The sequence below is a fragment of the Nguyenibacter vanlangensis genome, from assembly GCF_038719015.1.
Taxonomy (GTDB): Bacteria; Pseudomonadota; Alphaproteobacteria; order Acetobacterales; family Acetobacteraceae; genus Gluconacetobacter; species Gluconacetobacter vanlangensis.
This window is the reverse complement of the sequence record NZ_CP152276.1, coordinates 38,715-64,408: the sequence shown is the minus strand read 5'-3', so window position 1 is coordinate 64,408 and position 25,694 is coordinate 38,715. Positions and strand designations below refer to the sequence as shown.

The following is a 25,694-nucleotide window of genomic DNA, read 5'->3' as shown; positions in this document are numbered from 1 at the left end:
GATCAGCCTTCCAGCATAAGGGTGCGGGTGAGCTCGGCCGGCGGCAGTTCGCGCCACCAGGCGCACTTGGAGCCATGCCACCAGGGTCGCTTGCTCAGGCGGAACACCGCGCAATCGTTCAGGGCGAAGGGCCGGACCGCGAAATCCGGCACCACGATAGACAACGATCCCAAGGCCGTGGCGATGGCGTAACGGTCGTCGGTGTCGCTGTGATAGGCCTCGGTCGGATGGCTATGGATCTGCGCGATGAGCCGCAGACCCTGGCGGTGCAGGTAGATGTTGATGCGATGCAGCTCATCACCCGGGACGGACACTGCGAGGCCGTGCTCCGTCCGGTGTCCCTGCTGCTGGGGAACGATCAATTCGCTGACCCGGAATTGGTCACCGTCCACATGCCCGGCCCACAGCGCCATGCCTTCCAGGCCCTGGCGCCCGCTAGCGCGCAGGTGGCGCTGGGTCGCGTCCGCCACAGCGAGCGGCGTCCGCACGGTCGCCAGGAGCGAGAGACTCGCGGTCATGCCGCCATCAGCCCCTGATGCAGCGTATTGCGCATCTGGATCTGCCAGGCGGTAATGGTCTCCACCCCATAGGTAGAGATCTTGTCGGCGATGAAGAGCAGGCCGCCTTCACCGTGGCCGCGGTGCAGGAGCCAGTTGTCGCCCGTATGCGCCGGGTGGTCGTGATACTCGCGCACGCCCGGGAGGCATAGGAACGCCGGCGCGTCGCCATGGCCCTGGAGGATGGACTGCGGGCCGCTGGGCGTATTGCGGATGAACGGCAGCCCGACCCCTTCGAGGCTCAGCACCTTGCCGTTAAACGGATCGACGAATTTCACCGACGGCGGCCAGAGGTCGAAGTTCGTGAAGTCGATCTGCGCGCACACCGCCAAGGCGGCCGGCCGGACGTTTGGCGTGATGAACCCGATCTGCACCACCGGAAACGTCGCCGACATCAACCACCAGCCGCGCTGGCGATGCATCGTGTCCAGGCGGCGAAACTGTTCGACCTCGCGATCGAATTTGATGCGCGAGACTGCGGGGTCCACCACTTGGCCGCTCATCCGGCGATCCCCGCCTTCAGAGTCAGGGAGAGCAAGGCACCGTCCTTCAGATGGTAGGAACCGACGGTGCGATCCAGATCGAGGATCTCGCCCGCCTCATTGCGCAGGTCCCAGTTTTCCAGCGGCTGGCCGACGTCCTCGCTCTTCTTCAGCGCCCGTTCGGCGACCTTGCGCAGCAGCTCGTCATGCGGCGCCTTGATTTTCACCTCGACGCCGCTGACCAGGACCACGAGGTCGATCTTGCGGTCGCGGTCGAGACGCTCTTCCTCCCGCTCGATGCGCTCTTCTTCGCGGTCGATGCGGGCCTGCTCCTCATCCAGTCGCTCACGCTCCCGCTCCATGCGCTCCTCTTCACGCTCCAGCAGCGCCTTCTCGCGCTCCAGGCGTTCGCGCTCGTCTTCCATATGCCCGGCATCCGCCGTGTCGTCCGAAATGCTCATGATGGCCTCCATCCAGCCCGCCAGGACGGGTATAGAAACTATATTGATTGATTTTTCCGCTGAGTCAAGAAACTATACTGACCATGGGAGACGCACAGATGAATGACGAACGGACGGCCTTGCGGTGGAACGTCGAACGGCGGCTGAATTTCATCGAGCTGCGGCTCTATTGGGAGGGGCGCATCAATCGCGCCGACCTAGTCGATTTCTTCGGAATCAGCGTGCCCCAGGCCTCTCAGGACCTGGCGCGATATGACGAGCTGGCGCCCGGCAACCTGAGCTACGACAAGAACGCCAAGACCTATGTCGCGGGGCCTGACTTCGCGCCCGTGATTTCAGCGCCATCGGCGGACGGCTATCTGGCGCAGTTGCGCTCGCTGGCCACAGGCGGGCTCGCCGCTGGCGAATCGTGGATCGGCCGTCCCCCTTCATTCGTCGGCGCGCCCAGGCTGCGCCGGGTCTACGACCGGGAGGTCCTGAGGCGTCTCGTGCATTGCATCCAGGATCGCCTGGAGCTTGATGCCCTCTACCTCTCCTTCACCGACGACACGCCGTCCATTCGCCGTATCGCCCCCCATGCCCTGGGCTTCGACGGTCAGCGCTGGCACGTGCGCGCCTTCTGCTTTCGCACCGTGAGCTTTCGGGAGTTCGTGATCGGCCGCCTGGAACAGCTGGGCGAGCCGCAGCCAACGGCGGCGCGGCCGGAATGGGATCTGGAGTGGTCGGTGCAGGTGAACCTTTGCCTGACGGCGAACCCCCGTCTGCCAAAGAACATGCGCGCGGCAGTCGAACATGACCACGGCATGCAGGACGGCAAGGTCGAGGTCCCGCTGAGCGTCTGCTCGTCCTACTATCTGGAGAGCCAACTCAATCTCGACCTGGACCCCGAACACATCCCTGTGCGTCGCCAACAGCTGGTGCTGCTCAACCGAGAGGAACTAACGGAAGCCCGCACGGCTGCGAAGGCGGGGACTGCCGCCCTTGTCGCCGCCGCTGGCCTGACGGCTATCGCAAGCTAACGCCGTCGGCCGGAACGGGCATTCAGGTCGACGGGCCTACCGCGGCGCCGCCCCCGCCGATCCGCAGGGTTGGATCGATGGAAGCGCGCCACGGGTCCGACACCCCGGCCGGGTCAACGAACGACGGCCATCGCGACACGGCGGCCTCCACCTCCTGCACGATGGTTTTGGCACACACCCTGTGGTTTATCTGAGGTTCCTCAACTTGCCGCGACCCGCCTCGAACGATTGAAGTTGGTGAGAACTTCAGTATCGGGATCAACCGATTTCCGCCTCGTCCATCCGCGCTTCAAGTTCATCGAGAAATGGCGAGCGCCCCCAACGCATCCGGCCGCGTCCAGTATCGACGTAGCCGGAATAGAGCATATGGATTTCGTCACGGGCGCGCGTGAGACCGACGTAGAACAGCCGCCGGCTCTCGCGGCGAGCGGCGGCCAATTCATTGCGCCACGGCAAACTTCCGAGGTCGAGACCGACCATGATCACAACGTCGTACTCACACCCCTTTGCTGAGTGCAGCGTGAGCAAGTTCAGATGCAGCGGAGAGCCGTCGCGACCGCCAAGGCTTGCAAGGTCGAGATCGGCGAGCGGTCCCCCGACCGCTAGTGCGGCCGACATGCGATCCACCTGCTCACGCTGATCGGCGAGACCCGGCTCGGCCGCCATTAGCGCATCGAGTATTCCAGCCCGCACAGCCGTCACAAAATCCCGGGCGAGCCCCTCCTCGACGCGAAGCGACCATAGAAGCTGCGTCAGGCGCTGCGACTCATCTCGGGCCTGCACCTCTGAGATCCGAGTGCGATGAAATCCGAGCCAGCGATCGAGCAGTCCACGCAACTGCGGCCGGGCCTCTCGCCAGCCATCGGCGCACCACGCGGCGCAATCCTCAATCCAGCTCGTGAGCGCGACTTTGCGATAGGGCGCCGCGGTGTCGACGCGAACGAAATCGATCCCCGCAGCAGCAACTGCTTCCGCCACCACGTCGCCGGCCCGGTAGTCACGATAGAGGATGGCAATGTCACCCACGGCGCGTCCGGGCTTGGCCGCGAGGGCTGCCGGAATGATTTCAGCGACCGCGTGCGCGGCCTGCCCTTCAAGGCCATCGTCGCACCGAACGAATTCTATGACCGCCTGACGGTCCGGGTCGTTGGACTGGTAGCCACGGACTTCCCCGAGCGCCATCTCGGAGGCGCTGACGATGCGCGACGCTGAACGATAGTTGAGCTGCAACTGAACACGCTCGACATCGTCCCGTTCGGCAAGCTCCTGCAACAGCGCTCCGTCCGCGCCGGTGAAGCCGTAAATCGACTGGTCGGGGTCTCCCACCGCAAAGAGCCGAACGCCGCCATCGAAGGCGACGCGCTTGACGATCCGATGCAAGGCCACGCCGAGGTCTTGATATTCATCGACCGCGAGTACCGGAAATTTCGCCTGAAGCAGCGGGAGCACCCAGTCGTGCTCCGAAACCAGGCGCTGCCCGAAGATCACAAGATCATCGAAGTCGATCAGACCTAACCGACGCAGTTCGGCCTCATATCCCTCCGCCCACGTCGCGAGCTCTCCTTCACTCGTCCATGCGACCGACGTCCGGTCGAGGACAGACCGTCGATGCCGCCCAAGGTCCATGGGCTTGTTGGGATGGCCGACGCCGAACAGCCGGTCGCCGATGCGCTTCATCGCCTGGTCGCTCTGCCGTTGCGTGGCGACAGTGAGCGGGAACGGCACCGGGAGGCCCGCAAGCCGACCATAGGGCATGAGGAGATGCCTCAGGCAGAACCCATGCACCGTGCCTATGAAGAGATTGGGGGCCTCGCGCAGGCCCAGCCGCTCTAGTCGGCGCGTCAGTTCGCGAGCGCATTCCTGGCTATAGGTGATGCATGCCGCTCCTCGGGGTGCGCGCACATCCTCCGCCATGATCCGGGCGAGTTTGAGCACCAGCGTCTTCGTCTTGCCGCTGCCGGGGCCGGCGAGCACCACGCAGTTGCCCGTGGAGTCGTAAGCCGCCTGCTGACCCGGATTGCCTGCAAGATCGGCTGCTTGGGCGAGATACGCTGCGCTGACACTACGCAATGGCATCGCGGATATGCTCCAGCGCCTGCCGGATGTAATCCGGGCACGTATCCTCATCCACGTGCGGCGCCAGCGCCTGCGCGAAGCGCCCTTTGCCAATCCGCTCGATGAGCTTGATCAGTTGCTCCTCGTCGAGGGTGTCGGTGTCATCGACCCATCCCTGGATCAGATCTCGCGTCGCCTGGCCGATCGACAGCTCCTGTTCGATGACCTCCTGCATCGCCTCAGCAAGCCCGCCGGCGAACAGTTCTGGCTCGAGCGTGTTGCTGTTCACGAAATATCCGACCGCCTCCGCACGCGCGATGACGGCGTCGGCGTCCAGAGGGGTGTAGTTTACACCGTCTTCCACCAGGCGCAGGACGTTGATCAGGCGGCGCCGGACCAGCGGGGGTTTCGTTCCGTTCGGGTCACGATCGGTAAGAATGACGTGCGGAATGTCGAGGCCCTCGGGACCCAACAGCTTGACGTAGGGAGTAAAGTTCGTACCGCTGACCGAGCATACGGTGATGCCCAGCATGTCGAGCGGAATGTCCAGCGCCTCCGCAAACGCAGGCACGAGAAACCGCTCCGCGTCGCCCTCCACCAGGACGACCCCGCGAGCGAAGAAGATCTCGCCACGGCTTACGTCGATATAGCGCTGGAGGTCCGCCTCGTCGCGCTCGTCTAGCGGCGCTTTAGCCGTCGAGACGGCGATCGTCGCATTGGCTGCCGCGTCTTGACGAAGCAGCACGATCGACCGGATCGGGGTGACGCTCGCGATATGCGGTGAATGCGTAGTCAGGATGGTTGTGAGTGGCGGCGTTTGCTCCTCGCCATCTCCGCCGCTACCGAGGAAATAGCGGTAAACCAGACGCTGAACGTGCGGGTGAAGGTGCGCTTCCGGCTCCTCGACCACGAAGAAGGTGTGGTCGCGCTCGCCATCCGTCACGAGCCGATCAAGCTCCAGGCTCTTGAGCGCCAGGAAGATCAGGTTTGCGGTCCCAAGGCTGGCATCGGGAATGCCGCGCGCACCATTGTCGATCAGCAGACGCAGGCTGCGCAGCAGAGCATCGACCCGCGTGGGCGCCAGGCCGAGCGTCAACGGCACCGCATGCTGCTCGCCAGCGATCGCGATCAGCCGCTCGCTGATCCGCTCGGCGGTTGCGACTACTTCATCGTGGCTGACCAGCTCGGCTTGCGCCTCGTTGACCTGCTCCTGGATTTCAGCCCGAGCGTCTTCATCGAGCGACGTCGCTAATTCCTCAATCAATGGCCTCAGCGGCGAATTGCGCCAACTCGACAGATCCTTTTCGGCATCGCGCAGTGCGACCTGCACGTCGAGCGGAAGCATCCGCCGCAGCGACGGCCCAATGGACATCTCGGGATCGTCGCCGCCGAAAACGATGTACTCATAGTCAGAGAGGCTCTGAGGGTCCCGCCCGAGATTGGCCTTTGGCTGAAAACGGTAGGTAAGACGCGCAACCATCGGCGGCCCGGGATCGACCACGCAGTCGTTGAGGTGCGCCATCAACCGTGGATCGCTGGTGAAGTCGGTCAGCTCGACTGCGACCTCGATCGTTTCGCCGAGCTTGTCTTCTCCCAGGCCATCCCAGAAATGCTCAAGCCCGAGCTGCCGATCACGTTCAGAGAGGCCAGGGTCGAGGATCAGCTGCAGAGCCCGGACAAAGTTGCTCTTCCCGACCTTGTTCTCGCCGACAATGACGATGCTTTCGCCAGTTTCGACGTCAATCTCCGAGAAATTTGCGAAGTTGCTGATTTTTACCCGCGAGATGCGCACATTTCTCTCCCCCGTTTTTCTTCTCTATTGCGCCGCGCGATTGGCCCGCGCTTCAATGTCGACGCATCGCTTGATCAGCCCCTCGAAGGGCTCGGCATCCTCCAGCAGAAGCCCGTCAGCGACCATCTGCTCGTAGTCCTTGCCCAGCGCCGCCAGCCCTTCGCCCGCCGGGACAAGGCGCAGTCCCCCGTTCACGGCGGCGTCATAGTCGACCGGCGTTCCATCCGCCCCCTTCTCGGCGAAGAACATGCTCTTGTGGCGCGCGACGGCGCCCCCAAGCTGCCGATCCGCCAGGGCGGCGGCGGCGATTCCGGCCTCGTCGAGCCGAACGACATCGTGCCAGTGCCGCGCGAAGCGTTCGCCGCGAAGCCTCTCTTGCAGGCAGAAGACGTGGATCGCCGTGGCCTTCTCCCAGAACGTCCGCTCGGCGTGCATCACGCGGGGGCGGGCCGATGGGAATTCGACGCCATCGATCAATCCGGCGGCGTCGCAGGTCACGTCGCGCAGGCTTGCCGGCTCTCCCGTCGACCGGGCCCCAAATTCCAGCATTACGCTGGGAGCCACATAGCCGGAGCCCGCCGACGTGGCCTCGTAGTCGATGTAGAGCCGATCGCCTTCCACCTTGAGGGTTGCTGCAAGCGATTGCGCGTCGATCGCGTTGGCGACGAGAGGCTGGACCGTGCCGGCTATCCATTCGGGAAGGCGGTGGCGCACCGCCTTCGACCACCGCTTCTCCTCGCTGCGGTTTTTTGGCAGCGCTTCGCCGTTCTCGCCGACAAGGTCGGGCGCGATGGCGCGAATGTCATAGGTCAGGTCCACGTCCTCGGAAAAGCGCCGAATGACGCCATAAGCCTTGGACAGGGAGGTGCCGCCCTTGAACACCAGCTGCGCGCCGACGGGCGATCCGAACAAGGTCGCCAGCGCCCAGACGACCCACACATCCTTTTCGAGAAGATGCGCCGGGCGGCCGGATCGATCGGCGGCGACGCGCAGGGCCTCACGGCGGTCCTCCACCGGCAGGGAGAGAAAGGCGTCAGCCATAGGCGGCCTTTCCCACGCTCCGCGCGAGCCACGTCGGAAGCTGCGGCGCGGCGGCCACCAGCTCGCCGAAGACGCCTGGCGGCATCCTCCGCTTCAGCGTCATGAGCGCTTCCTCGGCTTTGTCGGGACCCAGCCATGCGAGCGCGCGGACCGCTTCGCCCGCCGGCCGGCTTCCTAAGGTCAACTGCCAGCGCGGCGCGTGGCGCAGCTCCACGACCTGCTTGCCAAGGCTCATCTTCCGGCTGCGGCCCGAAGTCAGATAGACAGACCGAACTGGCACCTGCGTCGTCAGGCCAAGGGCGTTGGCCGCAGCCGCCCCATTCGAGACAATGACCTCGCCTCGCTGGGCGGCAAGCGCCTCAACAGCCTGTTCGACCGAAGGCGCTCGTGTGCCGAACCGGGACGTGATTGGGCGAAGGTAGACCCCCCGCCCGGCGCGGATGAGCTGCCCGCGCTCGGCCAGACGCGACAAGGACTGATCCACCGCAGCGCGATTGCCAAGGTGAAGCAAGCTCTTAGCAGATATGGGCACCCCTTCGGACTGCCTCTCCGCATATGCCAGAATCTGTTCGCTCAGACGCGACATGGCCATTCTCCTGTTAGAAAGATAAGCGGTTTTCTGACAGTTTGCAACCTGATGCCCTGGACACCGAAGGCTCCGGAATTTGGGAGTCATAGGGACCGATCGCACCCTGGGCTTGGGCAGCTTTGACGACGCTGTCTCAGATCCGAGGGTTGCGCTAAGGTTGCGGGCCCCCTTCGCCGAGCCTGGCGGCGAGGAACGAGACAGGTGGAGGCCCTGACATGCCGACGATCACCCTCTCCGCCACGCCCAAAGGCAACGGCTTCCAAGCAACGGTGACCTTCCCGGGCGAAGGCGTTTCGATCAGCTCAGCCGAAACCTATCCGACGATCGCTGAAGCCTTGACCGCCGCTGCGCTCAAACTGCTCGACATGCCCGAACGCCTGGAGGCGATGGATCGCCCGGAGCCCGTGGCAACTCGGTAAATCGAGGCTGACCGCTCACCCTGAAAGCCGGAAACCCGCCGATACAGGACGACGGATCACTGGAGGGGAAAGCCTTCCCCCTGGTCGGCGCCGCGGTCGCCGACGCACCCCTTCTGCTGGGAGATCCCCGCAACGCCCCTTGAGAGTGAGAGGACGGCCCGGCTTCGCCGTGACGGGTTGAGGGTTGGAGGAGAGGCCTCCGGCGCCCGTCATGGAGACTAGCCATGACCCATGTGGAGATTCTGGACGCCGCTCGCGATCGCGCTGACGGCTACAAAGTGGATGTGAGCCGCGGCGAGCGGATCGGCCGGGTATCGTCGGAATGGTTCTCGCGGCCGGCGGACGAGCGTTACCTGTCCCTGTCGGACCTCTATGCCGCCGTCCGTGGCCGGACCGAGCGGAGCCGCACCCGAACCGTCGAGAGCGCGGCGATCCGGGTAGACGCCAGCCGCGACGATGCCGAACGCCTGGCGCTGATGCTGCCCGGCTCGGATGCACCGATCGCGCCGAGCCATTGGAGCTTCGCTCAGCTCGCCGGCCTGGTCGGAGCGCCCGCGGCCTATCTGCGCCAGCTTCCGGCGCCACTCGCCGGTATCAACCTGCAATACGGGCTGACCTCCCATCGCGCCGAGCAGGTGAAGACGCTGGAGATCGAAGACGGTCGCGTCGAGCTGCGCGCCGTCACCGGCCCCGACTACGGCCGCATCTTCGACCATGAACTGGTCGCGGCCGTGCAGCGCATCGCCGGCAACGGCACGGGCGATACTCGTTGGAAGGTGCCGGGTGTACTCGACTGGTCGACGGGGATCTACAATCCGCGTGTCGGCATCACCCAGGACACGACCACGCTCTACGCGTCCGATCGCGACGTCTTCCTCTTCCTGGTCGACGACCTCAACCCCATCGAAGCCGGCCGGCTGCCCGACGGTTCGCCCGACCTCTATTTCCGCGGTTTCTACTGCTGGAATTCCGAGGTCGGCGCGAAGACGCTCGGCATGGCGAGCTTCTATCTCCGGGCGGTCTGTCAGAACCGGAATTTGTGGGGCGTCGAAGATTTCGAGGAGATCACCATCCGTCACTCGAAATACGCCGCTTCCCGCTTCGCGCATGAGGCGGCGCCAGCACTGACCCGCTTTGCCAACTCCTCACCGCTCCCTTTCGTCAACGGCATCAAGGCGGCGCGCGAGAAGATCGTGGCGCGCAGCGACGAGGACCGCAGCGACTTCCTGCGCAAGCGTGGCTTCTCCAAGACGGAGACGGCGAAGATCATCGAGACGGTGCTCGCCGAAGAAGGTCGCAAGCCCGAGAGCGTCTTCGACTTCGTGCAGGGCATCACCGCGGTCGCGCGGGATAAGACTCAGCAGGACGCGCGGCTCGACCTGGAGGCGCGGGCCAAGAAGCTACTCGACCGGGCGGCCTGAGTCCCGGAAAGCCGGAGATACGGAAAGGCGTGTCTCCGGCTTCGTGCCTTTCAGTCTTTCCTGATCGTCGGTCCTGCGGCGCTGCCCTCCAGAGTGAGAGGGCGGCGCTGCGCTTCGTGACGAGTTGATGCCGAGAGAGAGGCTTTCGGCGCTCGTCGCGGAGTACATCCCGATGGCTACCACCGTTCAGAAGATCACCCTCTCGCCCTCGCGCGACATCCCCTTCAACAAGCTCTTGCTCTCGCAGTCGAACGTCCGACGCGTAAAGGCCGGCGTCTCGGTCGAAGAGCTGGCCGACGATATTGCCCGCCGCGGTCTGCTGCAGGGCCTCAGCGTGCGCGCGGTCGTCGACCAGGCCGGCGTCGAGACCGGCATGTTCGAGATTCCGGCCGGCGGCCGGCGCTACCGGGCGCTGGAGCTGCTGGTGAAGCAGAAGCGCCTCGCCAAGACCGCGCCGGTGCCTTGTATCGTCCGCGACAGCGGCATCGCCGAAGAGGACTCGCTCGCCGAGAACGTCCAGCGCGCGCCGCTGCATCCGCTCGACCAGTTCCGCGCCTTCCTGGCGCTTCGCGAGAAGGGCCAGTCCGAGGAGGAGATCGCCGCCGCGTTCTTCGTCTCGGTCAACGTGGTGAAGCAGCGGCTGAAGCTCGCGTCGGTCTCGCCGGCGTTGCTCGACGTCTACGCCGAGGACGGCATGACGCTCGACCAGCTCATGGCCTTCACCGTCTCCGGCGACCATGAGCGCCAGGAGCAGGTGTTCGAGCGCCTGAAGGTCTCCTACGACAAGCAGCCCTATGTCATCCGTCGCATGCTGACCGAGGGCGCGGTCCGGGCCTCGGACAAGCGGGCGCAGTTCATCGGCCTTGACGCCTATGTGGCGGCAGGCGGCACGGTGCTGCGCGACCTGTTCCAGGGCGATGATGGCGGCTGGCTGCAGGATGTTCCACTGATCGACCAGATGGTAGCCGATAAGCTGAAGGCGGACGCCGAGGCGATCGCCGCCGAAGGCTGGAAGTGGATCGAGGTCGCGCCCGACTGCGCTTACGGCCACGCCTTCGGTCTGCGCCAGCTTCGCGGTGAGACCGTGCCGCTGACCGCTGAGGAAGAGGCGAGCCGAGATGCGCTCCAGGCCGAGTTCGACCGGCTGTCCGAGGAATACCAGGACGCCGACGAACTGCCGGATGAGGTGGACGAGCGCCTGTCGGAGCTGGAAACGGCGCTGGAGGGCTTCGAGACCCGGCTCGTGGTGTTCGATCCCGCCGAGATCGCCTGCGCCGGCGCCTTCGTCAGCATCGGCGCCGAGGGCCAGCTTCGCGTCGAACGGGGCTATGTCCGGCCGGAAGACGAATTGCCGGTCGAACCTGCGACCGAGCCGAACGCAGACGACGACAATGAACGCGCTATCGCCGCCAGCTACGAGAGCGACGAGGCCGTCGTGACGGCAGAGCCCGACGCCGAACCGGAGGAGGACGAGGGTCTCTCGCCCATCTCCGATCGCCTGATGACGGAGCTGACCTCGCACCGGACGCTCGGCCTGCGCAACGCGCTCGGCGAGCGGCCGGAGATCGCCTTCGTCGCGGCCCTGCACGTTCTGACGCTGAAGACCTTCTACCACTACGGCTCGGATAGCTGCCTTGAGCTGGACCTGAAGAGCGTCAGCTTCGGGACGCAGGCGCCGGGGCTGAACGACAGCGCCTCGGCCGAGGCTATCCGCGTGCGGCACGAAAGCTGGTCGAAGGCGCTTCCCAAGGAGTCTGCCGACCTCTGGGACGCGCTACAGGAATGGGACGGCGACAGCCAGGCGGGCCTGTTCGCCCACATCGTCAGCCTTTCGGTGAACGCCGTGTACGAGCCTTGGAACCGGCGGCCCCGTGCGGCCGCCCATGCCGACCGGCTAGCGCAGGCGGTCGATCTCGACATGGCAGCGGCCGGGTGGAAGCCGACCGTGGACAACTTTCTCGGCCGGGTGACGAAGGCGCGCATCCTTCAGGCGGTTTCTCAGGCGAAAGGCCAGCGCGCGGCCGATCGGATCGAGCATCTGAAGAAGGGCGACATGGCGGCCGAGGCGGAGACGCTCCTGGCCGACGCCGCCTGGCTGCCCGAGCCACTCCGCACGCCGGGCCGCGCCGTCGAAGCCGAACCAGCGCCGGAGTCTGCGGCCGAGGAAACCGCAGAGCAGTCCAGCGAAAAACTGCCGGAGGACGACGACGAGCCGGTTGCGCAGAATGACGACGCCGGCGAGCCGATGATTGCCGCCGAATAGCTGCCGACTGCAACGAGGCCCGTCGCCCGGACCAACCCACGAAGCAGGCTTCGGGGACCTGGGCGACGGGCCTTTTCTTTTCGAGGACCGTCATGAGCAACACCGCACATGATCTCGCACAGCGATTAGGTCGGCAGGCCGAGACGGTCTGCCGCCATTATCTTTCCGCCGGACGGCGCGAAGGCAGCTATTGGCTGGTGGGCGACGTTCGCAATACGCCCGGACGCTCGATGTTCGTGCGCCTCAAGGAAACGGCGAAAGGGCCGGCGGGCAAATGGACCGACGCCGCCACCGGCGAGCATGGCGACCTGCTCGACATCATCCGGGAGAGCTGTGGCCTGATCGATTTCAAGGATGTCGCCGATGAGGCGCGTTCGTTCCTCAGCCTCCCGCATCCCGAACCAGAGCACGATCGTCCCAGGTCACGCGGACCCAGTGCCCCGGCCGGATCGCCGGAAGCGTCACGGCGACTGTTCGGCATGTCGCAGCCGATTTCCAGGACACTCGTAGAAGCGTATCTCCGTAGCCGCAGCATTACGGCTTTGCACGGAACCGGAAGCCTGCGCTTCCATCCCCGCTGCTACTACCGGCCCGACGAGGACAGCCCGACCGAGACCTGGCCGGCCATGATCGCCAGCGTGACCGACCTCGGAGGGCATCTGACCGGCGCGCACCGCACCTGGCTCGATCCGGACGGCTTCACCGAGGCGACGCTCGGCAAGGCACCGATCGACACGCCGCGGCGGGCGATGGGTGATCTTCTCGGTCACGCTGTGCGATTTGGCGTGGCAGGCGAAGTCATGGCGGCTGGCGAAGGCATCGAGACGATGCTGTCGCTCCGATGCGTCTTGCCGACCATGCCGATGGTCGCGGCGCTCTCGGCCGCGCATCTCTCGGCCATCTTGTTCCCAGACACGCTTCGCCGACTCTACATCGCCCGCGACGATGATCCCGCCGGCGACGGCGCGATGGCGACGTTGATCAACCGGGCGCAGGAGGCCGGGGTCGAGGCGATCGTAATCTCTCCGCGGCTCGGCGACTTCAACGAGGATCTCCGGCTGCTCGGTGTCGATGCACTTCGGGCGGCAAGCCGGGTGCAGATTGCCGCACAGGACGTTGCCCGCTTCATGGAGCTGGCGGCATAGCCGTAACGGGATGAGGAGACGCGTCCGCGCCGTCACGGCGAGGCTGGCGGTCATGCTTCCATCAAAGTCGGAGAGGACCGCCCCCCACGGCCTTCTGAGAGGGCGATCGGGCGGCAAACGGCTCGGACCGGCAATGGCTGCGGCCAACGATTTTCCGGCGCGGCCCAGAGGGCCGCTTTCCATCGCGAAACAAAATCGTCGGCCTTCGCCATCCTTCGCTGCCGCTTCGGCCCTCTGCTGCGCTCCGGGTGCAGGTCCGGTCCGCCTGCCGCCTTCGTCGCCATGAAGGCCGCGATGGGCGCGGTCGATCCGACGAAGGAAGCCTGCGATGACCACCGACCGCGACGACGATTTCGAGCCGCACCACAACTCATCCCCGACCGACCAGGTTCTCCACGAACTCCAGCTCTATGGCTACCGTCCCTTCCACGACGAGCCCGACCCCCGGCCGCTTCCCGAAGCGAATATCCTCGCGGGCAGCATCTCCGACATCTTCGACGCCCTGGTAGTGGCGCTGGCCGATACCCGCCTCGAACCCGACCTCGAGGACCTGCTCTGGTCGACGGTGAACGTCTTCCATCGCGCCATCGACCGGATCGAACGCGAACTCGACGACAACGAGCTTGCGCAGCAGCGCTCGCAACGGGAGCAGGACGGCAGCGAGGTAAAGTCCGTCGAACTGGAACGGCTGACGGCGGAGGGCCAGACGCTGATCGAACGGCGCAACGCCTTCGAGCTGATGCGCGACCAGTCGGCCGATCAATTCGAGCAGCACACCCACTCCGCCTGGCGGCCACGCAACGGGTCGAAGGTCAATCACCGCAATCTGACGGCGGCGATGATCGACAGCCGCGACTTCCTGGCGGCGAAGAAGCGCGCCGACAACCAGGTACTCCTGCCCGCAGGCCCAAAGGTGGCATTGACCGGCGGCCTCGACTTCAACGATCACCGGCTGATCTGGGCAAAGCTCGACCAGGTCCACGCCAAGCACCCGGACATGGTTCTGCTGCACGGAGGATCGCCGAAGGGTGCCGAGCTGATCGCCGCTAAATGGGCCGACAACCGCAAAGTGCCGCAGATCGCCTTCAAACCCGACTGGACCAAGCACGCCAAGGCCGCGCCGTTCAAGCGCAACGATACGATGGTGGAGACGCTGCCGATTGGGGTGATGCACTTCCCCGGCACCGGCATCCAAGACAACCTCGCCGACAAAGCCAAGAAGCTCGGCATCCCGGTCTGGAAGTTCGGCGGCGCGTAAGCGCCGCCCTCAATCTTTCAGGCCAGTACATTTCCCAAAGATCAGATCGGCCGCCTGACAAGCATGCGACGACGATCGGTGCATCCGGCGAGATCGAATCTCCCAACCATCTGGAGTTCGCTGCCGCAAAAGCTGGCTTCTCACTCGCCGGCAGCAACCAATCCATCGAGGTAGCCGCCCACAATCTTTGCGGCCGCAGTCAATTCCACCGCCCGGTCATGGTGGCCCGCCGCGCGATATTCCTCGGCAGCCGCCAAGTAAGCAGTGCTCTCGCTTTCTAGCAATCGACGCAGGTCTTCGGCGCCCAGGTCCCGCCGTGGCACCTCGACCGAAGGATCGCCGAAGGCTCGGACGACATAAGTCTCGTGCAAACTGCCCACCGGCACGGCTTGCGCATCGTCGATCGCGGCGATCAGGCCACGCAGCACCTTGACCTCCGCCAAACACCGGCCACGCATGGCCGCTTTAAGGTCGACCCGTAACCGCACCGTTAGTTCTTGCAGATCGCTCATTACGGAATTCTAGCCGGATCTGGCCTGCTCCGGCCAGACATCCGACCTTCCCGGCCCTGCGAAGAGCACCACCCCACGTCTTTCAGCGCTGATCCTTGGTCCGGCCGAGGGCCTGACGCCATCAACCCGTAAAGGGTCGGCTTACGCGAAGCGTGCCGCCGCTGCGTCTTCGCCTGCGCGGTGATTGCAGCCCTCGGCCGAACACATCGGGCGCCTGTCGCGCGGGGATGGCCCCCGCCTCAGCACAGGAGCCAGATCAATGTCTCAGTCCCTCGCATTCGCCAACGGCTGGAACCTCGCCACCACCTTGATGGTCTGCATCGTCATCTTCCGCACCGGCATGGATGGATACGGCGCCATGCCCGCCAGTGAATATGACGGCGATCCGGCCGCCATTGTCCACGAATTCGACCCCTTCCAGCGATGAAGGGCCGATTTGCGGGCAGCCGGGCGGCGGAACTCCCATGGGGATTCCGCTCCCGTTCCTGTCCATTTCCGGGTATACTCGGGACCGCGCCGTGGTGGTGGTGGAAGGCGCGACCGTCAGACCTTTATCTCACGGAGACCGCCGCCATGATCGTCTTTGGACCACTGCTTGTCATCGCCGGCATTGGCTTTATCTGCTGGCTGCTCTTCACCCTTGCTGTATTCGCCTTGCCGTTCTTCGGGGGCCTGACGCTTGGCGTCTGGGCTTTTCATACCGGCGCCGGCGTGCTCGGCGGCATCCTTGTCGGCTTGGTCGCCGGCGGGGCGACGTTCGGCATCGGGCAGTTCGCGCTGGGCTTCGTGCCCTGGACCTGGCTGCGGCTCCTGATCATCCTGGTCTTCGTCGCACCCGCCGTGGTCGCAGGATACAGCGCCACCTATGGGATCGCGCACATGGCCATGCCGTCCGCGACTTGGCAGACGATCTTCGCGGTCATTGGCGCGATCGCCGTCGGGGTCACCGCGTTCTTCCGGTTCACAGGAATGGCCACACCCGGACCAGCCGGACAGGGCATGGCGCGGACCTGACCTCGGTCCAGCGGCGAGAGGCAGATGCGGACAGGCTTGCGCAGCGCCTCTTTCGTCATCGGTGGTGGCTGAGACTGGCGGGAGCCCGAGACCATCATAGCCCGATCGCCCGGTCGCATCCTCATAGGGAAATTGGACCGAGCGTCGCAGCTCTCGATTTCCACCGACATACAAGACGTTGACAGACCTCAGTCTGTTATCGCGGTGCACTGGTCTGGAAGCGCCGGGTCGCCTGAAGGAGATCGCCTCGATCTGCCGGAGTCGTGCGCGCCAGCCTATTTCCAACGCGATGGTCGCCACAGTTCCTTGAATCACCTCTGTAGATCGAGAGCACCAAACGGCCTCTTCAATGGGCTGATCTAGCCGCAGGACGGCTGAAGCCTCGATCGCCTATGGCGCAACAGCGCCGTCAAAACTTTCTTCCCCTGCCGGCTGCGCCGTCATTCCTCGCGAAACAAGAAAGTCCCTCCTCTGCTGTCGAGCCCCTTCGGGGGTGCGCCGTCGATCGCCTCCGGCCAACCGATCGCCATCGAGGCCGCAATGGTGCGGGCTCGAAACAGAGACCAAGGAGAACTACCATGGCCACCATCGGCACCTTCAAGAAGACCGGCACGAACGAATTCACCGGCGAAATCGTCACCCTCTCGGTCCAGGCCAAGAACGTCCGGATCGTTCCCGAAGCCGCCCGCACCGGCGACAACAGCCCCAGCCACCGCGTCTATGTCGGTCGGGTGGAAATCGGCGCCGCCTGGTCCAAGCGCTCCAACGAGGGCCGCGACTATCTGGGCCTCAAGCTCGACGATCCGAGCTTCACCGCCCCGATCTTCGCCAACCTCTTCGACGACGAGGAGGGCGAGGGCTACAGCCTGATCTGGTCCCGCCCCAACGGCCGCCGGAGCGACTGATCCCGCCTTCAATGCCCCGTCCGGCCGTCCGGGCGGGGCATCGCCTCGTAGGCGGAAGGGGTGCCGGCAACCTTGAAGGCGCGGAATACCTAGTTTACTAGGTGGCAGTATATTAGGTGGCACGGCGATCTCACCGCATGAGCTTGCGGGAAATCGTCGCCACGAATCTGCGAAGACTGAGACATGCCAAGAGCATGTCCCAGGAGGAGCTTGCCGACCGTGCGGGCATCAATCGCAACTATGTGGGGATGCTGGAGCGCGAACAGCACTCCGCGACCGTCGACATGCTCGAGAAGCTTGCCGAGGTCCTTGAGGCGGACCCCGTCGAATTCTTTCGTCGCGAGACGTGAACCGCGCTCGTCACGGAATTTAAGGCTCGATTGGAGTCTTCTTCCGAGCCTTCACAGGGACGGCGCGCACCAGCTCGGTCGCTTCCAACTCAAGCGCCTCCGCGATCCGACCCAGCACCGTCACGCTCGCCGAGACGTCAGCGCGTTCGATCCCTCCGACGTACCGGGCACTCAGCCCGGCCGTTTCGGCCAATTCCTCTTGCGTCATCCCTTTCGCATGACGCAACCGACGCAGATTGATCGCCATGACCTCCTTAAGATCCATGACGATGATGGAGCCGACATAGGAACTATCGTTCCAGGAATGATCGTTCCGATTCGTACATGCCGTTGTTATTCATCGACCATGCGAGGGCGTCGGTTTTCCACTTCCGCGAGCAACGTGATGCGCCCCAGGCATCGCGGCATAAGTATTCGCGGCGCAAATCTTGCAAAAATTCGCGGTAAATGAATGGCTAAAACATTGCTTTGATCTCTAGGGGGTAGATCGCAATGACTCAGGTGCCCTTCCAGGACCGGCCGCCGCACACCGACCGCTTAAACGCCTATGACGAACAACATCTGGCGATCTATCTCCGATTGCTGATGGCAGACGAAGAGGGCGCCGACTGGCGCGAAGTCGTGCAGGTCATCTTCGGCCTCAACCCCGCGCAGGAGCCCGCTCGTGCCAAAACGGTCCATGACAGCCACCTGGCGCGAGCCCGGTGGATGACCGAGACGGGCTATCGGCACTTGCTTGAACCCCGGATGCAGTGAGTTCTCGTCTCGGACTCCCGCGGCTCGCAGCCACGCGCGATGCAACCTTAAGGACTACTTTGGCGGGCGAATTTTCCGGATCGTGGCGACCCTCCTTGAGAGAGGACAAAACGAGAGGAAAACGCCATGCCCACGGAGTACTGGCGCTCGCCGGAGACGATTGATCGCCTGAACCGCCTCGAACGTCCCGGTTTTGCTGCCGAATTTTTGCGCCGCAACCCAGATTACCGCCGCGACTTCGTCCGGACCCAGCGCCGGATCGCGCGCGCTTCCGTCGACGCCGAGACTGCCCGCGTCAGTCTCGCTCGGCGATGGGGGTTGCGCTTTCGCCCATGATCCCGCGTCTCCAGTCGGACTCGAACCCGTCTTGTGGCTGCCGGAAGTCTCACCGGTCACGCTGATTCTTGAACCGGCGCCATCCGGGTTCGATACCACGACATCCTTCGATACGAGCGCCTTCAGTCCTGCACCCGTCGAGCGCACCGACGCCGATGGCCGCGAACTGGTGATCGTCGACGGCTCGGGCGAACTCCATGTCCGCCTGCAAGATGACCAAGCAACGCGACGCCCGGCCGTGCTTCTGCCGTTCGACGGCATGTTCGAGCTTCGACTCGACGTCGCGTTACGCTTCGCGCGGCGACTTAGCGGCCAGCACCTCAACTATCTGCCGACCGCCCTGCGGCTCACGTCCTTCCAGAAACGGCGACTGATCCAACTCCTCCACGCCTTCGACGTTCACGATGCCGGCGGTGGCCCCCGCGAGATTGCAGCGGAAGTACTCAGCTCCGACCACGCCCAGCTTCCCTCTGTCGAGTGGAAGGATTCGCACGCGCGCCGGAAAGCTAACCGCCTGATCCACGATTCGATCGCCTTGGTCGAACGCGGCTATCTGAAGCTCCTGCGCGGTCTCTGAAGCGCGCCTTCGTCCCTCCCTACGCATCGCTATCACCACTCCGGCAATGGGCCACCGGCTTGTTGGCGAGGTTTCCGTTCGTCCCGTCGCAAATGGGGGGACACTTCCCATCGGAAATTTTCGTCCACCCCCAACGCCTGAACTCTCCGCCACCGTGACCTCGACATGCCGCGACTTGGCCGCGGCGCTTCGAGGCAAGACGGAGGCTCCCCATGCTCGACAGGTCCGCGCAGCTTTCCACGCGCTACGTCCGAACCCACGAGGCGGCGCGCCTCCTCGGCATCTCGCCGCGTACTCTGGAGAAATATCGCTGCCACGGCAGCGGCCCGACGTTCCGCAAACTCGGCGGCCGGGTCGTCTACGCCATTGGCGATCTCGAGGCCTGGGCCGATCAGGCCGCCTGCAGCTCGACCTCGGATCCCCGTTACGTCGAGGCCCGCGCCGCCGGCCACGCGCAGCGCTGAGGCGATTTCTGATGTCCTCGCGCCGTCTCATTACCGCTAGCGAACGGAGCAAGCTCGACCCGTTCGTGGTCGCCACGGGCGACGCCAGCCCGCGCGACCAGCGCGACCTGATGGAGCGACCGTTCTTCTCGCTCGCTAAGACCAGGCGCACCGCGCCGATCCTCTACGAGGCCGGCGACGTGCGGGTGGAAGTCTATGCCGTGCCCGAACACGGCATAGCGACCATCTGGGATGCCGACGTGCTGATCTGGGCGGCGAGCCAGATCGTCGAGGCCGAGAACCTCGGCTTCAAGACCTCGCGCTTCCTGCGCTTCACGCCGTACCAGCTCCTCACGTCCATCGGCCGGCAGACCGGTGCGCGCGATTACAAGCTTCTGAAGGGCGCACTGGCCCGCCTGCAATCGACCGTCATCCGCACGACGATCCGCAATGGCGAGCATTGGCGGCGACACCAATTTTCCTGGATCAACGAATGGGAGGAATGCACGACGCGCGACGGCCGCGTCGAGGGCATGGAGTTCGTCCTCCCCGACTGGTTTTACCGCGGCGTCATCGATCGCTCGCTCGTTCTCGCGATTGATCCTGCCTATTTCCGCCTAACCGGCGGCATCGAGCGCTGGCTCTACCGCGTCGCCCGCAAGCACGCCGGCCGTCAGCCGAAGGGTTGGCTGTTCGACATCGCCCATCTGCACGAGAAGTCCGGAAGCCTGGTGCGCGTCTCGGATTTCGCGCTCCAGATCCGGCGCATCGGCGCGCGCCAACCGCTGCCCGGCTATCACCTGCGCATCGAGTGGCAGGGCCGGCGCGAGCTGCTGCGCATTCTGCCGGCTCACTTATCCACAGTCCCTGTGGATGGCGCTGTGGACGGGGTCGGGACTTCGCACGCAAACGGTATCGGGATTTCGGACGCAGCCCTATCGGGACTTCGCACGCACGAACCGCAACTAACCCTTTGGCCTGAAACAGCGATTCCAGGCCTTAACTTAGAGTCTAACTCAGAATCTAACTCTTGTAGTTGGCCGGCGCGATCTGCGGATAAGCGCACCACCCCTGCCACGCCGACCTCACAACAGCCAGGACGACAGCCGTCTCTGCCCTTCGGCCGCACGCCGGGAGGGAAGCGATGATCATCGCTCTGCTCAACCAGAAAGGCGGCGTAGGCAAGACCACGCTCGCGCTGCACCTCGCCGGCGAGCTGGCGCTGCACGGCAAGCGCGTCACGCTGATCGATGCGGACCCGCAGGGCTCGGCGCTCGATTGGTCGCAGCAGCGGGCGCGGGAAAACGTCTCGCGGTTGTTCGGCGTCATCGGCCTGGCGCGCGACACGCTGCATCGCGAAGCGCCCGAGATCGCCCGCGCCGCCGACCACGTCGTCATCGACGGGCCCCCACGGGTCGCCGGCCTCATGCGCTCGGCATTGCTCGCCGCCGACCTGGTGCTGATCCCCGTGCAGCCATCACCACTCGACGGCTGGGCGTCGGCCGAGATGCTGGCCTTGTTGCACGAGGCGCGCATCTACCGCCCTGGGCTCGCCGCGCGCTTCGTGCTGAACCGCTGCGGCGCCCGCACCGTGATCGCACGCGAGACCGCTGAGACCCTGGCCGATCATGATCCGCCGGTGCTGGCCAGCACGGTCGGCCAGCGCGTCGCATTCGCCGACGCCGCGCGGTCCGGCCGCCTAGTCTTCGAGCTGGCCGAGCAGAGCGCCGCCGCCCGCGAGATCGCCGCACTCGCCGCCGAGGTTGCGAGGGTCCCACAATGAGCGAGCGGTCGACCAGGCGTGGCTTTGCTGCACGACCAGGAGACGCCGAGAGCTGGATCAAGGCGCCCGACGTCCCAGCTCGCCGCGCCGATGACGCCGCGGCGTTCACCGCCCGGCTGACGATCGACGTCACGCCTGCGCTGCGCGGCCGCATCAAGGTCGCAGCCTTCCGGCGCGGGATCACCGTCGCCGACATGCTGCGCGACCTCTTCGCGCGCGAATTCCCGGACGATCCCGGAGAACCGTCATGAGCGATAACATGCTGTCGCCGCGGCAAGCCGCGCCGCCGTCCAGTCGCGCCGCCATCGCGCTCACGCATGTCGAGCTGACCTGGATCGAGAAGAAGATCGAGCGCTGGCTGCGGTTCGGCCGCCGCGTCGAGGAGAAGATCCTCGATCGTCGCCGCAGCATCTCCAGCTTCAAGCCGGGCAGCATTTTCGCCTTCGTGCGCTGGGCGTCGAACGACTTCGGCACCATTGTTTCGCGCATGGATATCGTGCGCGCGGTCGAAGCCGGCGCGCCATACCAGACGCTGCCCTTCGTGAGCCCCGGCGGCGAGATCCTGCTGCGCGTCGATAGCTGGCCGAAGGTCGAGCGCGTGCTGCTGGCGATCGATGCCGTCGAAGCCCTCGACATCGATCCGGCAGACGCCGCGCCGGAATACTGGCGCCACCTCCACAACCGCCTCGCCGCCGGCGACGAGCCGCGCCCCTACGCGCGCGATCAGCATACCGCGTGGCTCAAGCGCAGGAGCGTCACGCTATGACCCGCTTCGGCTACGTCATGACGTCGTACTTCGCCATGCTCGTCTTCATCGGCTTGGCGTTCTTTCATCCGGCGCCGCGCCTGATCTGGAACGCTACGGCGAGCACGCCGACCGGGCTTTACGCCTTGCGGCCCACCGGCAAGCTCCGCGCGCTCGAGCTGGTCGCGGTGCGGCCTCCGGAACCCGTCGCGAGCTACCTCGCCGACGGCGGCTTCCTGCCCAAGGGCGTGCCGCTGCTGAAGCATGTCATGGCGGTCGCAGGGCAGACCGTGTGCCGGGAGGGGAACGCCGTCACCGTCGATCACGTCGAAGCCGGCGTGGCCCGTGACCGCGATCATCTCGGCCGTCCGCTGCCGCGCTGGAGCGGCTGCCATACGCTCACCGCCGGCGAAGTCTTCCTCATGAACCCGACCGTCCAGGACAGCCTGGACGGGCGCTATTTCGGCCCGCTTCCCACCACCGCGATCGTCGCCCGCGCGGTCCCGCTGTGGACCGACGAGGCCGGTGACGGCCGCTTCGTGTGGCGCGCAGCCACCGATTGACCCGCTTCCCAACCCGCCAACCACGGAGGTTTCCATGGCACAGATCGGTCAATTCATCCGCGATAAGTCCGGCTTCACGGGACGCATTCAAACGCTGTTCTTCTACCGAGACCTTTCCCTCGTTCCGGCTGAATCCTCCGATGCCGAGAACGCGCCCGACTATCGCGTCCACATGGGCGACGCCGATGGCCCGGAGATCGGCGCGGGGTGGAAGCGCACAGGCGAGAAGGCGGGCGAATACGTCTCCCTCGTCATCGACGATCCGACGCTGGCCCATCCGATCCGCGCCAATCTCTTCCAGTCGGGCGACGACAAGTCCGCCTGGGTGCTGAACTGGAACCGCCCGCCCAAGCGCGGCGAGCGGGACTGATCGCATGCGGCGCGCGCTCCTCCTGCTCGCTGGGCTGACAGCGTTCGGCGTACCCGCGGTCGCGGTCCACGCCCAGATGGCGCCCCTCGATCTGCACGCCCCGAGCGATCCCTATGCGTCGTTCATTGCGGAGGCGGCCCAACGCTTCGACATTCCGGCGGGTTGGATAAGGGCCATCATGCGCATCGAAAGCCGCGGCGATCGGCATGCAGTCTCACTCAAGGGCGCGATGGGCCTGATGCAGCTCATGCCGGAGACCTGGGCAGCGCTTCGCGCTCGCTATGGCCTCGGGCGCAACGCGTTCGATCCGCACGACAACATCCTGGCGGGCGCGGCCTTCCTGCGCGAGATGCACGACCGCTACGGATCGCCGGGCTTCCTCGCGGCCTACAATGCGGGGCCTGGACGATACGAGGACTACCGCGACCGCCACCGTCCGTTGCCGGCCGAAACGGTAGCTTACGTCGCGGCGCTCGTCCCTTTTGTCGGGGACGGCGTGACCGATGGGCCTGTCCTGGTGGCGGCCTCCGATCCGTCGTCCTGGACACAAGCGCCGCTCTTCATCACGCGGTCGGCAAGCGCTGAACCGGCCCGTGACGCGACCTCCAAGCAGCAGAAGAACGACAAGCCGACCGCCGTAGCTGTGCACGACTTGTCGGCCATCGCACCGCAATCAGGCGGGCTGTTCGTGGCCGTCTCCGCATCGGGGTCGCAGCAATGATCGCGCTGTTCGGCAGCCTTTCGTTTGCAGCGGACTCACCGTCAGCGTGCGCTTTCCTTGGCGACGCGGTGTTCTCTGCCCCGTCCATCGGTTGCATCGAAGCGCCCGGGTGCGATTTCGTAGGCAGGCGTGGCGTGGGGTGCTGCCGGGAAGAAGGATGGGCGGACAGGGGAGAAGCGCAGGAATCGACCGACAGAGGGCCAGATAAAAGGCCGCAAGGTGCGGCTCTGTCGGTCGGTTGTTTTTGTTGGTGTTTTTGGCTGATCCGGCAATGTGTGGCCTCGGTGCGCAATGTGCGCTGCGACCTCGCCGCCTTGCCGATCCTGGGTTTTCCGCACATTGCCGGAGCCCGCGATGGCTGAGGAGAATGATTTCCAGCCCCGGCCGGGCCGCATCCGCTCGTCGCGCAGCCAGCGGGCGAAGCCCTTCATCGCCCAGGCGCTCGCCGCCGCCCAGCGCGCCGGCGGCGGCGTCTCGCGGCAGGGTCTGCTCCGGAGCGGAAGCCGCTCGACCTTCGGCCGCGGCCGTGTCGCCGCCATCCGGGCGAACCATTTCCTGACAGGCCGCTCGCGCCTGGTGACGGTCAAGGCCCGCGTCGTCCGGCACACCGCGCGTTCGGCCCCGCTCGGCGCCCATCTCGGCTACCTAAAGCGCGAGGGCGTTACCCGGGATGGGGAGAAGGCCCGGCTGTTCGGTCCGGAGACCGAGGACGCCGATCCCAAGGCCTTCGCCGAGCGGAGTGAGGGCGACCGCCACCACTTCCGCTTCATCGTCTCGCCCGAGGATGCGCCAGAGATGGCCGACCTCAAGGGCTACGCCCGCGAGCTGGTCGGCCAGATGGAGAAGGACCTCGGCACCAAGCTCGATTGGGTCGCCGTCGATCACTGGAACACCCAGCACCCGCACGTCCACATCATCGTGCGGGGTGTCGCCGACGACGGCCAGGACCTCGTCATCTCCCGCGACTACATTAAGGAGGGGATGCGCGCCCGCGCGCAGGACCTGGTCACTCAGGAGCTGGGGCTGCGCAGCGATCTCGACATCCGCCGCGCGCTCGAGCGTCAGGTGGACGCCGAGCGCTGGACGCAGCTCGACCGCCAGCTTGTGCGCGACGCTGGCCGGCAGGGTGTCATCGACGTCGCGCCGTCTCCGGGCCAGGAGCCGGACCCGTTCCAGTCGCTGAAGGTCGGACGCCTGCGGCATCTGGAGAATCTCGGCCTCGCGCATCAGATCGGGCCCGGCCAGTGGACGATGGACGAAGCCGCCGAGACGACGCTCCGCGAACTCGGCGAGCGCGGCGACATCATCAAGCGCATTCATCGTGGCTTGCGAGAGAACGGGATCGAACGCGCGGCCGCAAGTTATGTGCTCGCCAGCGAGAGCCTCGATGTGCCCGTCATCGGCCGGCTCGTGGATCGCGGTCTCGACGACGAGCTGAAGGGCACGGCCTACGCCGTCGTCGACGGCGTCGACGGCCGCACCCACCACATCAAATTCCCCGACCTCGACGCGACCGGCGATAGCGCGCCAGGCTCTGTCGTCGAGCTGCGCAAGTTCGACGACGCGCAAGGGCGCCGGCGCGTGGCGCTGGCCGTGCGGTCGGACCTCGCCATCGAGGATCAAGTGACGGCCAGCGGCGCGACCTGGCTCGACCGGCAGGCGGTCGCGCGCGATCCCGTGGCGCTGGGCCAGTCGGGCTTCGGCGCCGAGGTCCGCGACGCGCTGGACCGGCGGGCCGAGCAACTCATCGAGCAGGGTCTCGCCGAGCGCCAAGCGCGCGGCATCACCTTCTCCCACGGCCTGATCGGCACGCTGCGGCGCCGGGAGGTTGAAGCCCTGGGCGAGCGGCTTGCCGCCGACACCGGCCAGGCCTTCAACCAGGCCTCCTCCGGCGAGTACGTCGCCGGGTCGTACCGCCAGCGCTTCGCGCTCGCCTCCGGGCGCTTCGCCATGATCGACGACGGTCTCGGCTTCCAATTGGTGCCCTGGACCCCGTCCCTCGAGAAGCAGCTCGGCCGGCATGTCTCAGGCGTCGCGCGCGACGATGGCGGGATCGACTGGGGCTTCGGCCGCAACAGAGGAATTGGCCTTTAGCCATTCCCGCCGACTGACGACCC

At 65.6% G+C, this 25,694-nt stretch carries 32 protein-coding genes; 23 read left to right on the top strand and 9 right to left on the bottom strand.

What is annotated here, in order from left to right:
- Positions 1–2: 2 nt before the first annotated feature.
- The 3 genes from AAC691_RS00340 to AAC691_RS00330 are packed head-to-tail and all read right to left on the bottom strand — an operon-like array spanning position 3 to position 1,500.
- Positions 3–518, bottom strand: a complete 516-nt coding sequence (locus AAC691_RS00340; protein ID WP_342628576.1) for a Mov34/MPN/PAD-1 family protein — start codon at positions 516–518, stop codon at positions 3–5.
- Entirely contained in the window at positions 515–1,060 is a 546-nt protein-coding gene (locus AAC691_RS00335) for a putative metal-binding protein (protein ID WP_287994646.1), read from the bottom strand. The genes AAC691_RS00340 and AAC691_RS00335 overlap by 4 nt, the downstream gene beginning before the upstream one ends.
- Positions 1,057–1,500: a DUF2604 domain-containing protein gene (locus AAC691_RS00330; RefSeq protein ID WP_342628575.1), complete on the bottom strand. Its 444-nt coding sequence runs from the start codon at positions 1,498–1,500 to the stop codon at positions 1,057–1,059. Before AAC691_RS00330 ends, AAC691_RS00335 begins: the two co-directional genes overlap by 4 nt.
- Before the next feature lie 98 nt (positions 1,501–1,598).
- Between AAC691_RS00330 and AAC691_RS00325 the strand changes: the two genes are divergently transcribed.
- Complete coding sequence (locus AAC691_RS00325) at positions 1,599–2,519, top strand: WYL domain-containing protein (protein WP_342628574.1); 921 nt, start codon at positions 1,599–1,601, stop codon at positions 2,517–2,519.
- A 258-nt stretch (positions 2,520–2,777) separates the two neighbouring features.
- On the opposite strand, the gene AAC691_RS00320 is transcribed toward AAC691_RS00325, so the two are convergent.
- From AAC691_RS00320 to AAC691_RS00305, 4 genes are read right to left on the bottom strand one after another with little or no spacing between them, the layout of a single operon-like run.
- Entirely contained in the window at positions 2,778–4,595 is a 1,818-nt protein-coding gene (locus tag AAC691_RS00320; RefSeq protein ID WP_342628573.1) for an ATP-dependent helicase, read from the bottom strand.
- Complete coding sequence (locus tag AAC691_RS00315; protein WP_342628572.1) at positions 4,582–6,366, bottom strand: AAA family ATPase; 1,785 nt, start codon at positions 6,364–6,366, stop codon at positions 4,582–4,584. Before AAC691_RS00315 ends, AAC691_RS00320 begins: the two co-directional genes overlap by 14 nt.
- Before the next feature lie 24 nt (positions 6,367–6,390).
- A complete protein-coding gene (locus AAC691_RS00310; RefSeq protein WP_342628571.1) occupies positions 6,391–7,407 on the bottom strand; it encodes a nucleotidyl transferase AbiEii/AbiGii toxin family protein in 1,017 nt (338 codons plus the stop codon).
- Positions 7,400–7,993, bottom strand: a complete 594-nt coding sequence (locus AAC691_RS00305) for a DUF6088 family protein (RefSeq protein WP_342628570.1) — start codon at positions 7,991–7,993, stop codon at positions 7,400–7,402. Before AAC691_RS00305 ends, AAC691_RS00310 begins: the two co-directional genes overlap by 8 nt.
- A gap of 218 nt (positions 7,994–8,211) precedes the next feature.
- Between AAC691_RS00305 and AAC691_RS00300 the strand changes: the two genes are divergently transcribed.
- The 5 genes from AAC691_RS00300 to AAC691_RS00280 all read left to right on the top strand — a co-directional run bounded on the left by AAC691_RS00300 (position 8,212) and on the right by AAC691_RS00280 (position 14,502).
- Positions 8,212–8,415: a hypothetical protein gene (locus AAC691_RS00300; RefSeq protein ID WP_342628569.1), complete on the top strand. Its 204-nt coding sequence runs from the start codon at positions 8,212–8,214 to the stop codon at positions 8,413–8,415.
- A gap of 224 nt (positions 8,416–8,639) precedes the next feature.
- Positions 8,640–9,836, top strand: coding sequence for a DUF932 domain-containing protein (locus AAC691_RS00295; RefSeq protein ID WP_342628568.1), 1,197 nt, complete (start codon positions 8,640–8,642; stop codon positions 9,834–9,836).
- A 172-nt stretch (positions 9,837–10,008) separates the two neighbouring features.
- Positions 10,009–12,099 carry a ParB/RepB/Spo0J family partition protein gene (locus AAC691_RS00290; RefSeq protein WP_342628567.1) on the top strand — a complete coding sequence of 697 codons (2,091 nt, stop codon included), beginning with the start codon at positions 10,009–10,011 and terminating at the stop codon, positions 12,097–12,099.
- A gap of 92 nt (positions 12,100–12,191) precedes the next feature.
- On the top strand, positions 12,192–13,244 hold the full coding sequence (locus AAC691_RS00285) for a toprim domain-containing protein (RefSeq protein WP_342628566.1): 1,053 nt from the start codon (positions 12,192–12,194) through the stop codon (positions 13,242–13,244).
- A gap of 328 nt (positions 13,245–13,572) precedes the next feature.
- Positions 13,573–14,502 carry a DUF2493 domain-containing protein gene (locus tag AAC691_RS00280; RefSeq protein WP_342628565.1) on the top strand — a complete coding sequence of 310 codons (930 nt, stop codon included), beginning with the start codon at positions 13,573–13,575 and terminating at the stop codon, positions 14,500–14,502.
- A 140-nt stretch (positions 14,503–14,642) separates the two neighbouring features.
- On the opposite strand, the gene AAC691_RS00275 is transcribed toward AAC691_RS00280, so the two are convergent.
- Positions 14,643–15,014: a hypothetical protein gene (locus AAC691_RS00275; RefSeq protein ID WP_342628564.1), complete on the bottom strand. Its 372-nt coding sequence runs from the start codon at positions 15,012–15,014 to the stop codon at positions 14,643–14,645.
- Positions 15,015–15,273: 259 nt separating this feature from the next.
- Between AAC691_RS00275 and AAC691_RS00270 the strand changes: the two genes are divergently transcribed.
- The 4 genes from AAC691_RS00270 to AAC691_RS00255 all read left to right on the top strand — a co-directional run bounded on the left by AAC691_RS00270 (position 15,274) and on the right by AAC691_RS00255 (position 17,283).
- Positions 15,274–15,441 (top strand): hypothetical protein, encoded by a 168-nt coding sequence (locus AAC691_RS00270; RefSeq protein ID WP_183116448.1) that lies wholly within the window; start codon positions 15,274–15,276, stop codon positions 15,439–15,441.
- 146 nt (positions 15,442–15,587) lie between these two features.
- Entirely contained in the window at positions 15,588–16,028 is a 441-nt protein-coding gene (locus AAC691_RS00265; RefSeq protein WP_342628563.1) for a hypothetical protein, read from the top strand.
- 578 nt (positions 16,029–16,606) lie between these two features.
- Positions 16,607–16,933 carry a DUF736 domain-containing protein gene (locus tag AAC691_RS00260; protein WP_040843650.1) on the top strand — a complete coding sequence of 109 codons (327 nt, stop codon included), beginning with the start codon at positions 16,607–16,609 and terminating at the stop codon, positions 16,931–16,933.
- Between the two features lie 137 nt (positions 16,934–17,070).
- Positions 17,071–17,283, top strand: coding sequence for a helix-turn-helix domain-containing protein (locus AAC691_RS00255; protein WP_067732649.1), 213 nt, complete (start codon positions 17,071–17,073; stop codon positions 17,281–17,283).
- Between the two features lie 19 nt (positions 17,284–17,302).
- Here the strand turns inward: AAC691_RS00255 and AAC691_RS00250 are convergent, their stop codons facing one another.
- A complete protein-coding gene (locus AAC691_RS00250) occupies positions 17,303–17,530 on the bottom strand; it encodes a helix-turn-helix transcriptional regulator (protein WP_342628562.1) in 228 nt (75 codons plus the stop codon).
- Between the two features lie 245 nt (positions 17,531–17,775).
- Between AAC691_RS00250 and AAC691_RS00245 the strand changes: the two genes are divergently transcribed.
- From AAC691_RS00245 to AAC691_RS00185, 13 genes are all read left to right on the top strand, one after another.
- The gene (locus AAC691_RS00245) at positions 17,776–18,039 is read left to right on the top strand and encodes a DNA -binding domain-containing protein (RefSeq protein ID WP_338829727.1); all 264 of its coding nucleotides are present in this window, start codon (positions 17,776–17,778) and stop codon (positions 18,037–18,039) included.
- 126 nt (positions 18,040–18,165) lie between these two features.
- Positions 18,166–18,375 (top strand): transcriptional regulator domain-containing protein, encoded by a 210-nt coding sequence (locus AAC691_RS00240; RefSeq protein ID WP_342628561.1) that lies wholly within the window; start codon positions 18,166–18,168, stop codon positions 18,373–18,375.
- Between the two features lie 31 nt (positions 18,376–18,406).
- On the top strand, positions 18,407–18,952 hold the full coding sequence (locus AAC691_RS00235) for a DUF2285 domain-containing protein (protein ID WP_342628560.1): 546 nt from the start codon (positions 18,407–18,409) through the stop codon (positions 18,950–18,952).
- A 212-nt stretch (positions 18,953–19,164) separates the two neighbouring features.
- Positions 19,165–19,416, top strand: a complete 252-nt coding sequence (locus AAC691_RS00230) for an AlpA family transcriptional regulator (RefSeq protein WP_040843644.1) — start codon at positions 19,165–19,167, stop codon at positions 19,414–19,416.
- Positions 19,417–19,427: 11 nt separating this feature from the next.
- Positions 19,428–20,543 carry a replication initiator protein A gene (locus AAC691_RS00225; protein WP_342628559.1) on the top strand — a complete coding sequence of 372 codons (1,116 nt, stop codon included), beginning with the start codon at positions 19,428–19,430 and terminating at the stop codon, positions 20,541–20,543.
- The gene (gene parA / locus AAC691_RS00220; RefSeq protein ID WP_342628558.1) at positions 20,540–21,178 is read left to right on the top strand and encodes a ParA family partition ATPase; all 639 of its coding nucleotides are present in this window, start codon (positions 20,540–20,542) and stop codon (positions 21,176–21,178) included. Before AAC691_RS00225 ends, parA begins: the two co-directional genes overlap by 4 nt.
- Positions 21,175–21,429 (top strand): hypothetical protein, encoded by a 255-nt coding sequence (locus AAC691_RS00215; RefSeq protein ID WP_342628557.1) that lies wholly within the window; start codon positions 21,175–21,177, stop codon positions 21,427–21,429. The genes parA and AAC691_RS00215 overlap by 4 nt, the downstream gene beginning before the upstream one ends.
- Positions 21,426–21,944, top strand: a complete 519-nt coding sequence (locus tag AAC691_RS00210) for a DUF2840 domain-containing protein (RefSeq protein WP_408906034.1) — start codon at positions 21,426–21,428, stop codon at positions 21,942–21,944. Before AAC691_RS00215 ends, AAC691_RS00210 begins: the two co-directional genes overlap by 4 nt.
- Complete coding sequence (locus AAC691_RS00205) at positions 21,941–22,486, top strand: S26 family signal peptidase (protein WP_342628556.1); 546 nt, start codon at positions 21,941–21,943, stop codon at positions 22,484–22,486. Before AAC691_RS00210 ends, AAC691_RS00205 begins: the two co-directional genes overlap by 4 nt.
- Positions 22,487–22,520: 34 nt before the next feature.
- Positions 22,521–22,856, top strand: coding sequence for a DUF736 domain-containing protein (locus tag AAC691_RS00200; protein WP_342628555.1), 336 nt, complete (start codon positions 22,521–22,523; stop codon positions 22,854–22,856).
- 4 nt (positions 22,857–22,860) lie between these two features.
- Entirely contained in the window at positions 22,861–23,577 is a 717-nt protein-coding gene (locus tag AAC691_RS00195; RefSeq protein ID WP_342628554.1) for a lytic transglycosylase domain-containing protein, read from the top strand.
- Positions 23,574–23,939, top strand: a complete 366-nt coding sequence (locus tag AAC691_RS00190; protein WP_342628553.1) for a hypothetical protein — start codon at positions 23,574–23,576, stop codon at positions 23,937–23,939. Before AAC691_RS00195 ends, AAC691_RS00190 begins: the two co-directional genes overlap by 4 nt.
- The gene (locus AAC691_RS00185) at positions 23,932–25,671 is read left to right on the top strand and encodes a DUF3363 domain-containing protein (protein WP_342628552.1); all 1,740 of its coding nucleotides are present in this window, start codon (positions 23,932–23,934) and stop codon (positions 25,669–25,671) included. The genes AAC691_RS00190 and AAC691_RS00185 overlap by 8 nt, the downstream gene beginning before the upstream one ends.
- Positions 25,672–25,694: the final 23 nt, after the last annotated feature.

What these genes read in the sequence shown, in the direction of transcription:
- AAC691_RS00340 (WP_342628576.1), bottom strand. Translation starts at nt 518, where the DNA reads ATGACCGCGAGTCTCTCGCTCCTGGCGACCGTGCGGACGCCGCTCGCT.
- AAC691_RS00335 (WP_287994646.1), bottom strand. Translation starts at nt 1,060, where the DNA reads ATGAGCGGCCAAGTGGTGGACCCCGCAGTCTCGCGCATCAAATTCGAT.
- AAC691_RS00330 (WP_342628575.1), bottom strand. Translation starts at nt 1,500, where the DNA reads ATGAGCATTTCGGACGACACGGCGGATGCCGGGCATATGGAAGACGAG.
- AAC691_RS00325 (WP_342628574.1), top strand. Translation starts at nt 1,599, where the DNA reads ATGAATGACGAACGGACGGCCTTGCGGTGGAACGTCGAACGGCGGCTG.
- AAC691_RS00320 (WP_342628573.1), bottom strand. Translation starts at nt 4,595, where the DNA reads ATGCCATTGCGTAGTGTCAGCGCAGCGTATCTCGCCCAAGCAGCCGAT.
- AAC691_RS00310 (WP_342628571.1), bottom strand. Translation starts at nt 7,407, where the DNA reads ATGGCTGACGCCTTTCTCTCCCTGCCGGTGGAGGACCGCCGTGAGGCC.
- AAC691_RS00305 (WP_342628570.1), bottom strand. Translation starts at nt 7,993, where the DNA reads ATGTCGCGTCTGAGCGAACAGATTCTGGCATATGCGGAGAGGCAGTCC.
- AAC691_RS00300 (WP_342628569.1), top strand. Translation starts at nt 8,212, where the DNA reads ATGCCGACGATCACCCTCTCCGCCACGCCCAAAGGCAACGGCTTCCAA.
- AAC691_RS00295 (WP_342628568.1), top strand. Translation starts at nt 8,640, where the DNA reads ATGACCCATGTGGAGATTCTGGACGCCGCTCGCGATCGCGCTGACGGC.
- AAC691_RS00290 (WP_342628567.1), top strand. Translation starts at nt 10,009, where the DNA reads ATGGCTACCACCGTTCAGAAGATCACCCTCTCGCCCTCGCGCGACATC.
- AAC691_RS00285 (WP_342628566.1), top strand. Translation starts at nt 12,192, where the DNA reads ATGAGCAACACCGCACATGATCTCGCACAGCGATTAGGTCGGCAGGCC.
- AAC691_RS00280 (WP_342628565.1), top strand. Translation starts at nt 13,573, where the DNA reads ATGACCACCGACCGCGACGACGATTTCGAGCCGCACCACAACTCATCC.
- AAC691_RS00275 (WP_342628564.1), bottom strand. Translation starts at nt 15,014, where the DNA reads ATGAGCGATCTGCAAGAACTAACGGTGCGGTTACGGGTCGACCTTAAA.
- AAC691_RS00270 (WP_183116448.1), top strand. Translation starts at nt 15,274, where the DNA reads ATGTCTCAGTCCCTCGCATTCGCCAACGGCTGGAACCTCGCCACCACC.
- AAC691_RS00265 (WP_342628563.1), top strand. Translation starts at nt 15,588, where the DNA reads ATGATCGTCTTTGGACCACTGCTTGTCATCGCCGGCATTGGCTTTATC.
- AAC691_RS00260 (WP_040843650.1), top strand. Translation starts at nt 16,607, where the DNA reads ATGGCCACCATCGGCACCTTCAAGAAGACCGGCACGAACGAATTCACC.
- AAC691_RS00255 (WP_067732649.1), top strand. Translation starts at nt 17,071, where the DNA reads ATGAGCTTGCGGGAAATCGTCGCCACGAATCTGCGAAGACTGAGACAT.
- AAC691_RS00250 (WP_342628562.1), bottom strand. Translation starts at nt 17,530, where the DNA reads ATGGCGATCAATCTGCGTCGGTTGCGTCATGCGAAAGGGATGACGCAA.
- AAC691_RS00245 (WP_338829727.1), top strand. Translation starts at nt 17,776, where the DNA reads ATGACTCAGGTGCCCTTCCAGGACCGGCCGCCGCACACCGACCGCTTA.
- AAC691_RS00240 (WP_342628561.1), top strand. Translation starts at nt 18,166, where the DNA reads ATGCCCACGGAGTACTGGCGCTCGCCGGAGACGATTGATCGCCTGAAC.
- AAC691_RS00230 (WP_040843644.1), top strand. Translation starts at nt 19,165, where the DNA reads ATGCTCGACAGGTCCGCGCAGCTTTCCACGCGCTACGTCCGAACCCAC.
- AAC691_RS00225 (WP_342628559.1), top strand. Translation starts at nt 19,428, where the DNA reads ATGTCCTCGCGCCGTCTCATTACCGCTAGCGAACGGAGCAAGCTCGAC.
- parA (WP_342628558.1), top strand. Translation starts at nt 20,540, where the DNA reads ATGATCATCGCTCTGCTCAACCAGAAAGGCGGCGTAGGCAAGACCACG.
- AAC691_RS00215 (WP_342628557.1), top strand. Translation starts at nt 21,175, where the DNA reads ATGAGCGAGCGGTCGACCAGGCGTGGCTTTGCTGCACGACCAGGAGAC.
- AAC691_RS00210 (WP_408906034.1), top strand. Translation starts at nt 21,426, where the DNA reads ATGAGCGATAACATGCTGTCGCCGCGGCAAGCCGCGCCGCCGTCCAGT.
- AAC691_RS00205 (WP_342628556.1), top strand. Translation starts at nt 21,941, where the DNA reads ATGACCCGCTTCGGCTACGTCATGACGTCGTACTTCGCCATGCTCGTC.
- AAC691_RS00200 (WP_342628555.1), top strand. Translation starts at nt 22,521, where the DNA reads ATGGCACAGATCGGTCAATTCATCCGCGATAAGTCCGGCTTCACGGGA.
- AAC691_RS00195 (WP_342628554.1), top strand. Translation starts at nt 22,861, where the DNA reads ATGCGGCGCGCGCTCCTCCTGCTCGCTGGGCTGACAGCGTTCGGCGTA.
- AAC691_RS00190 (WP_342628553.1), top strand. Translation starts at nt 23,574, where the DNA reads ATGATCGCGCTGTTCGGCAGCCTTTCGTTTGCAGCGGACTCACCGTCA.
- AAC691_RS00185 (WP_342628552.1), top strand. Translation starts at nt 23,932, where the DNA reads ATGGCTGAGGAGAATGATTTCCAGCCCCGGCCGGGCCGCATCCGCTCG.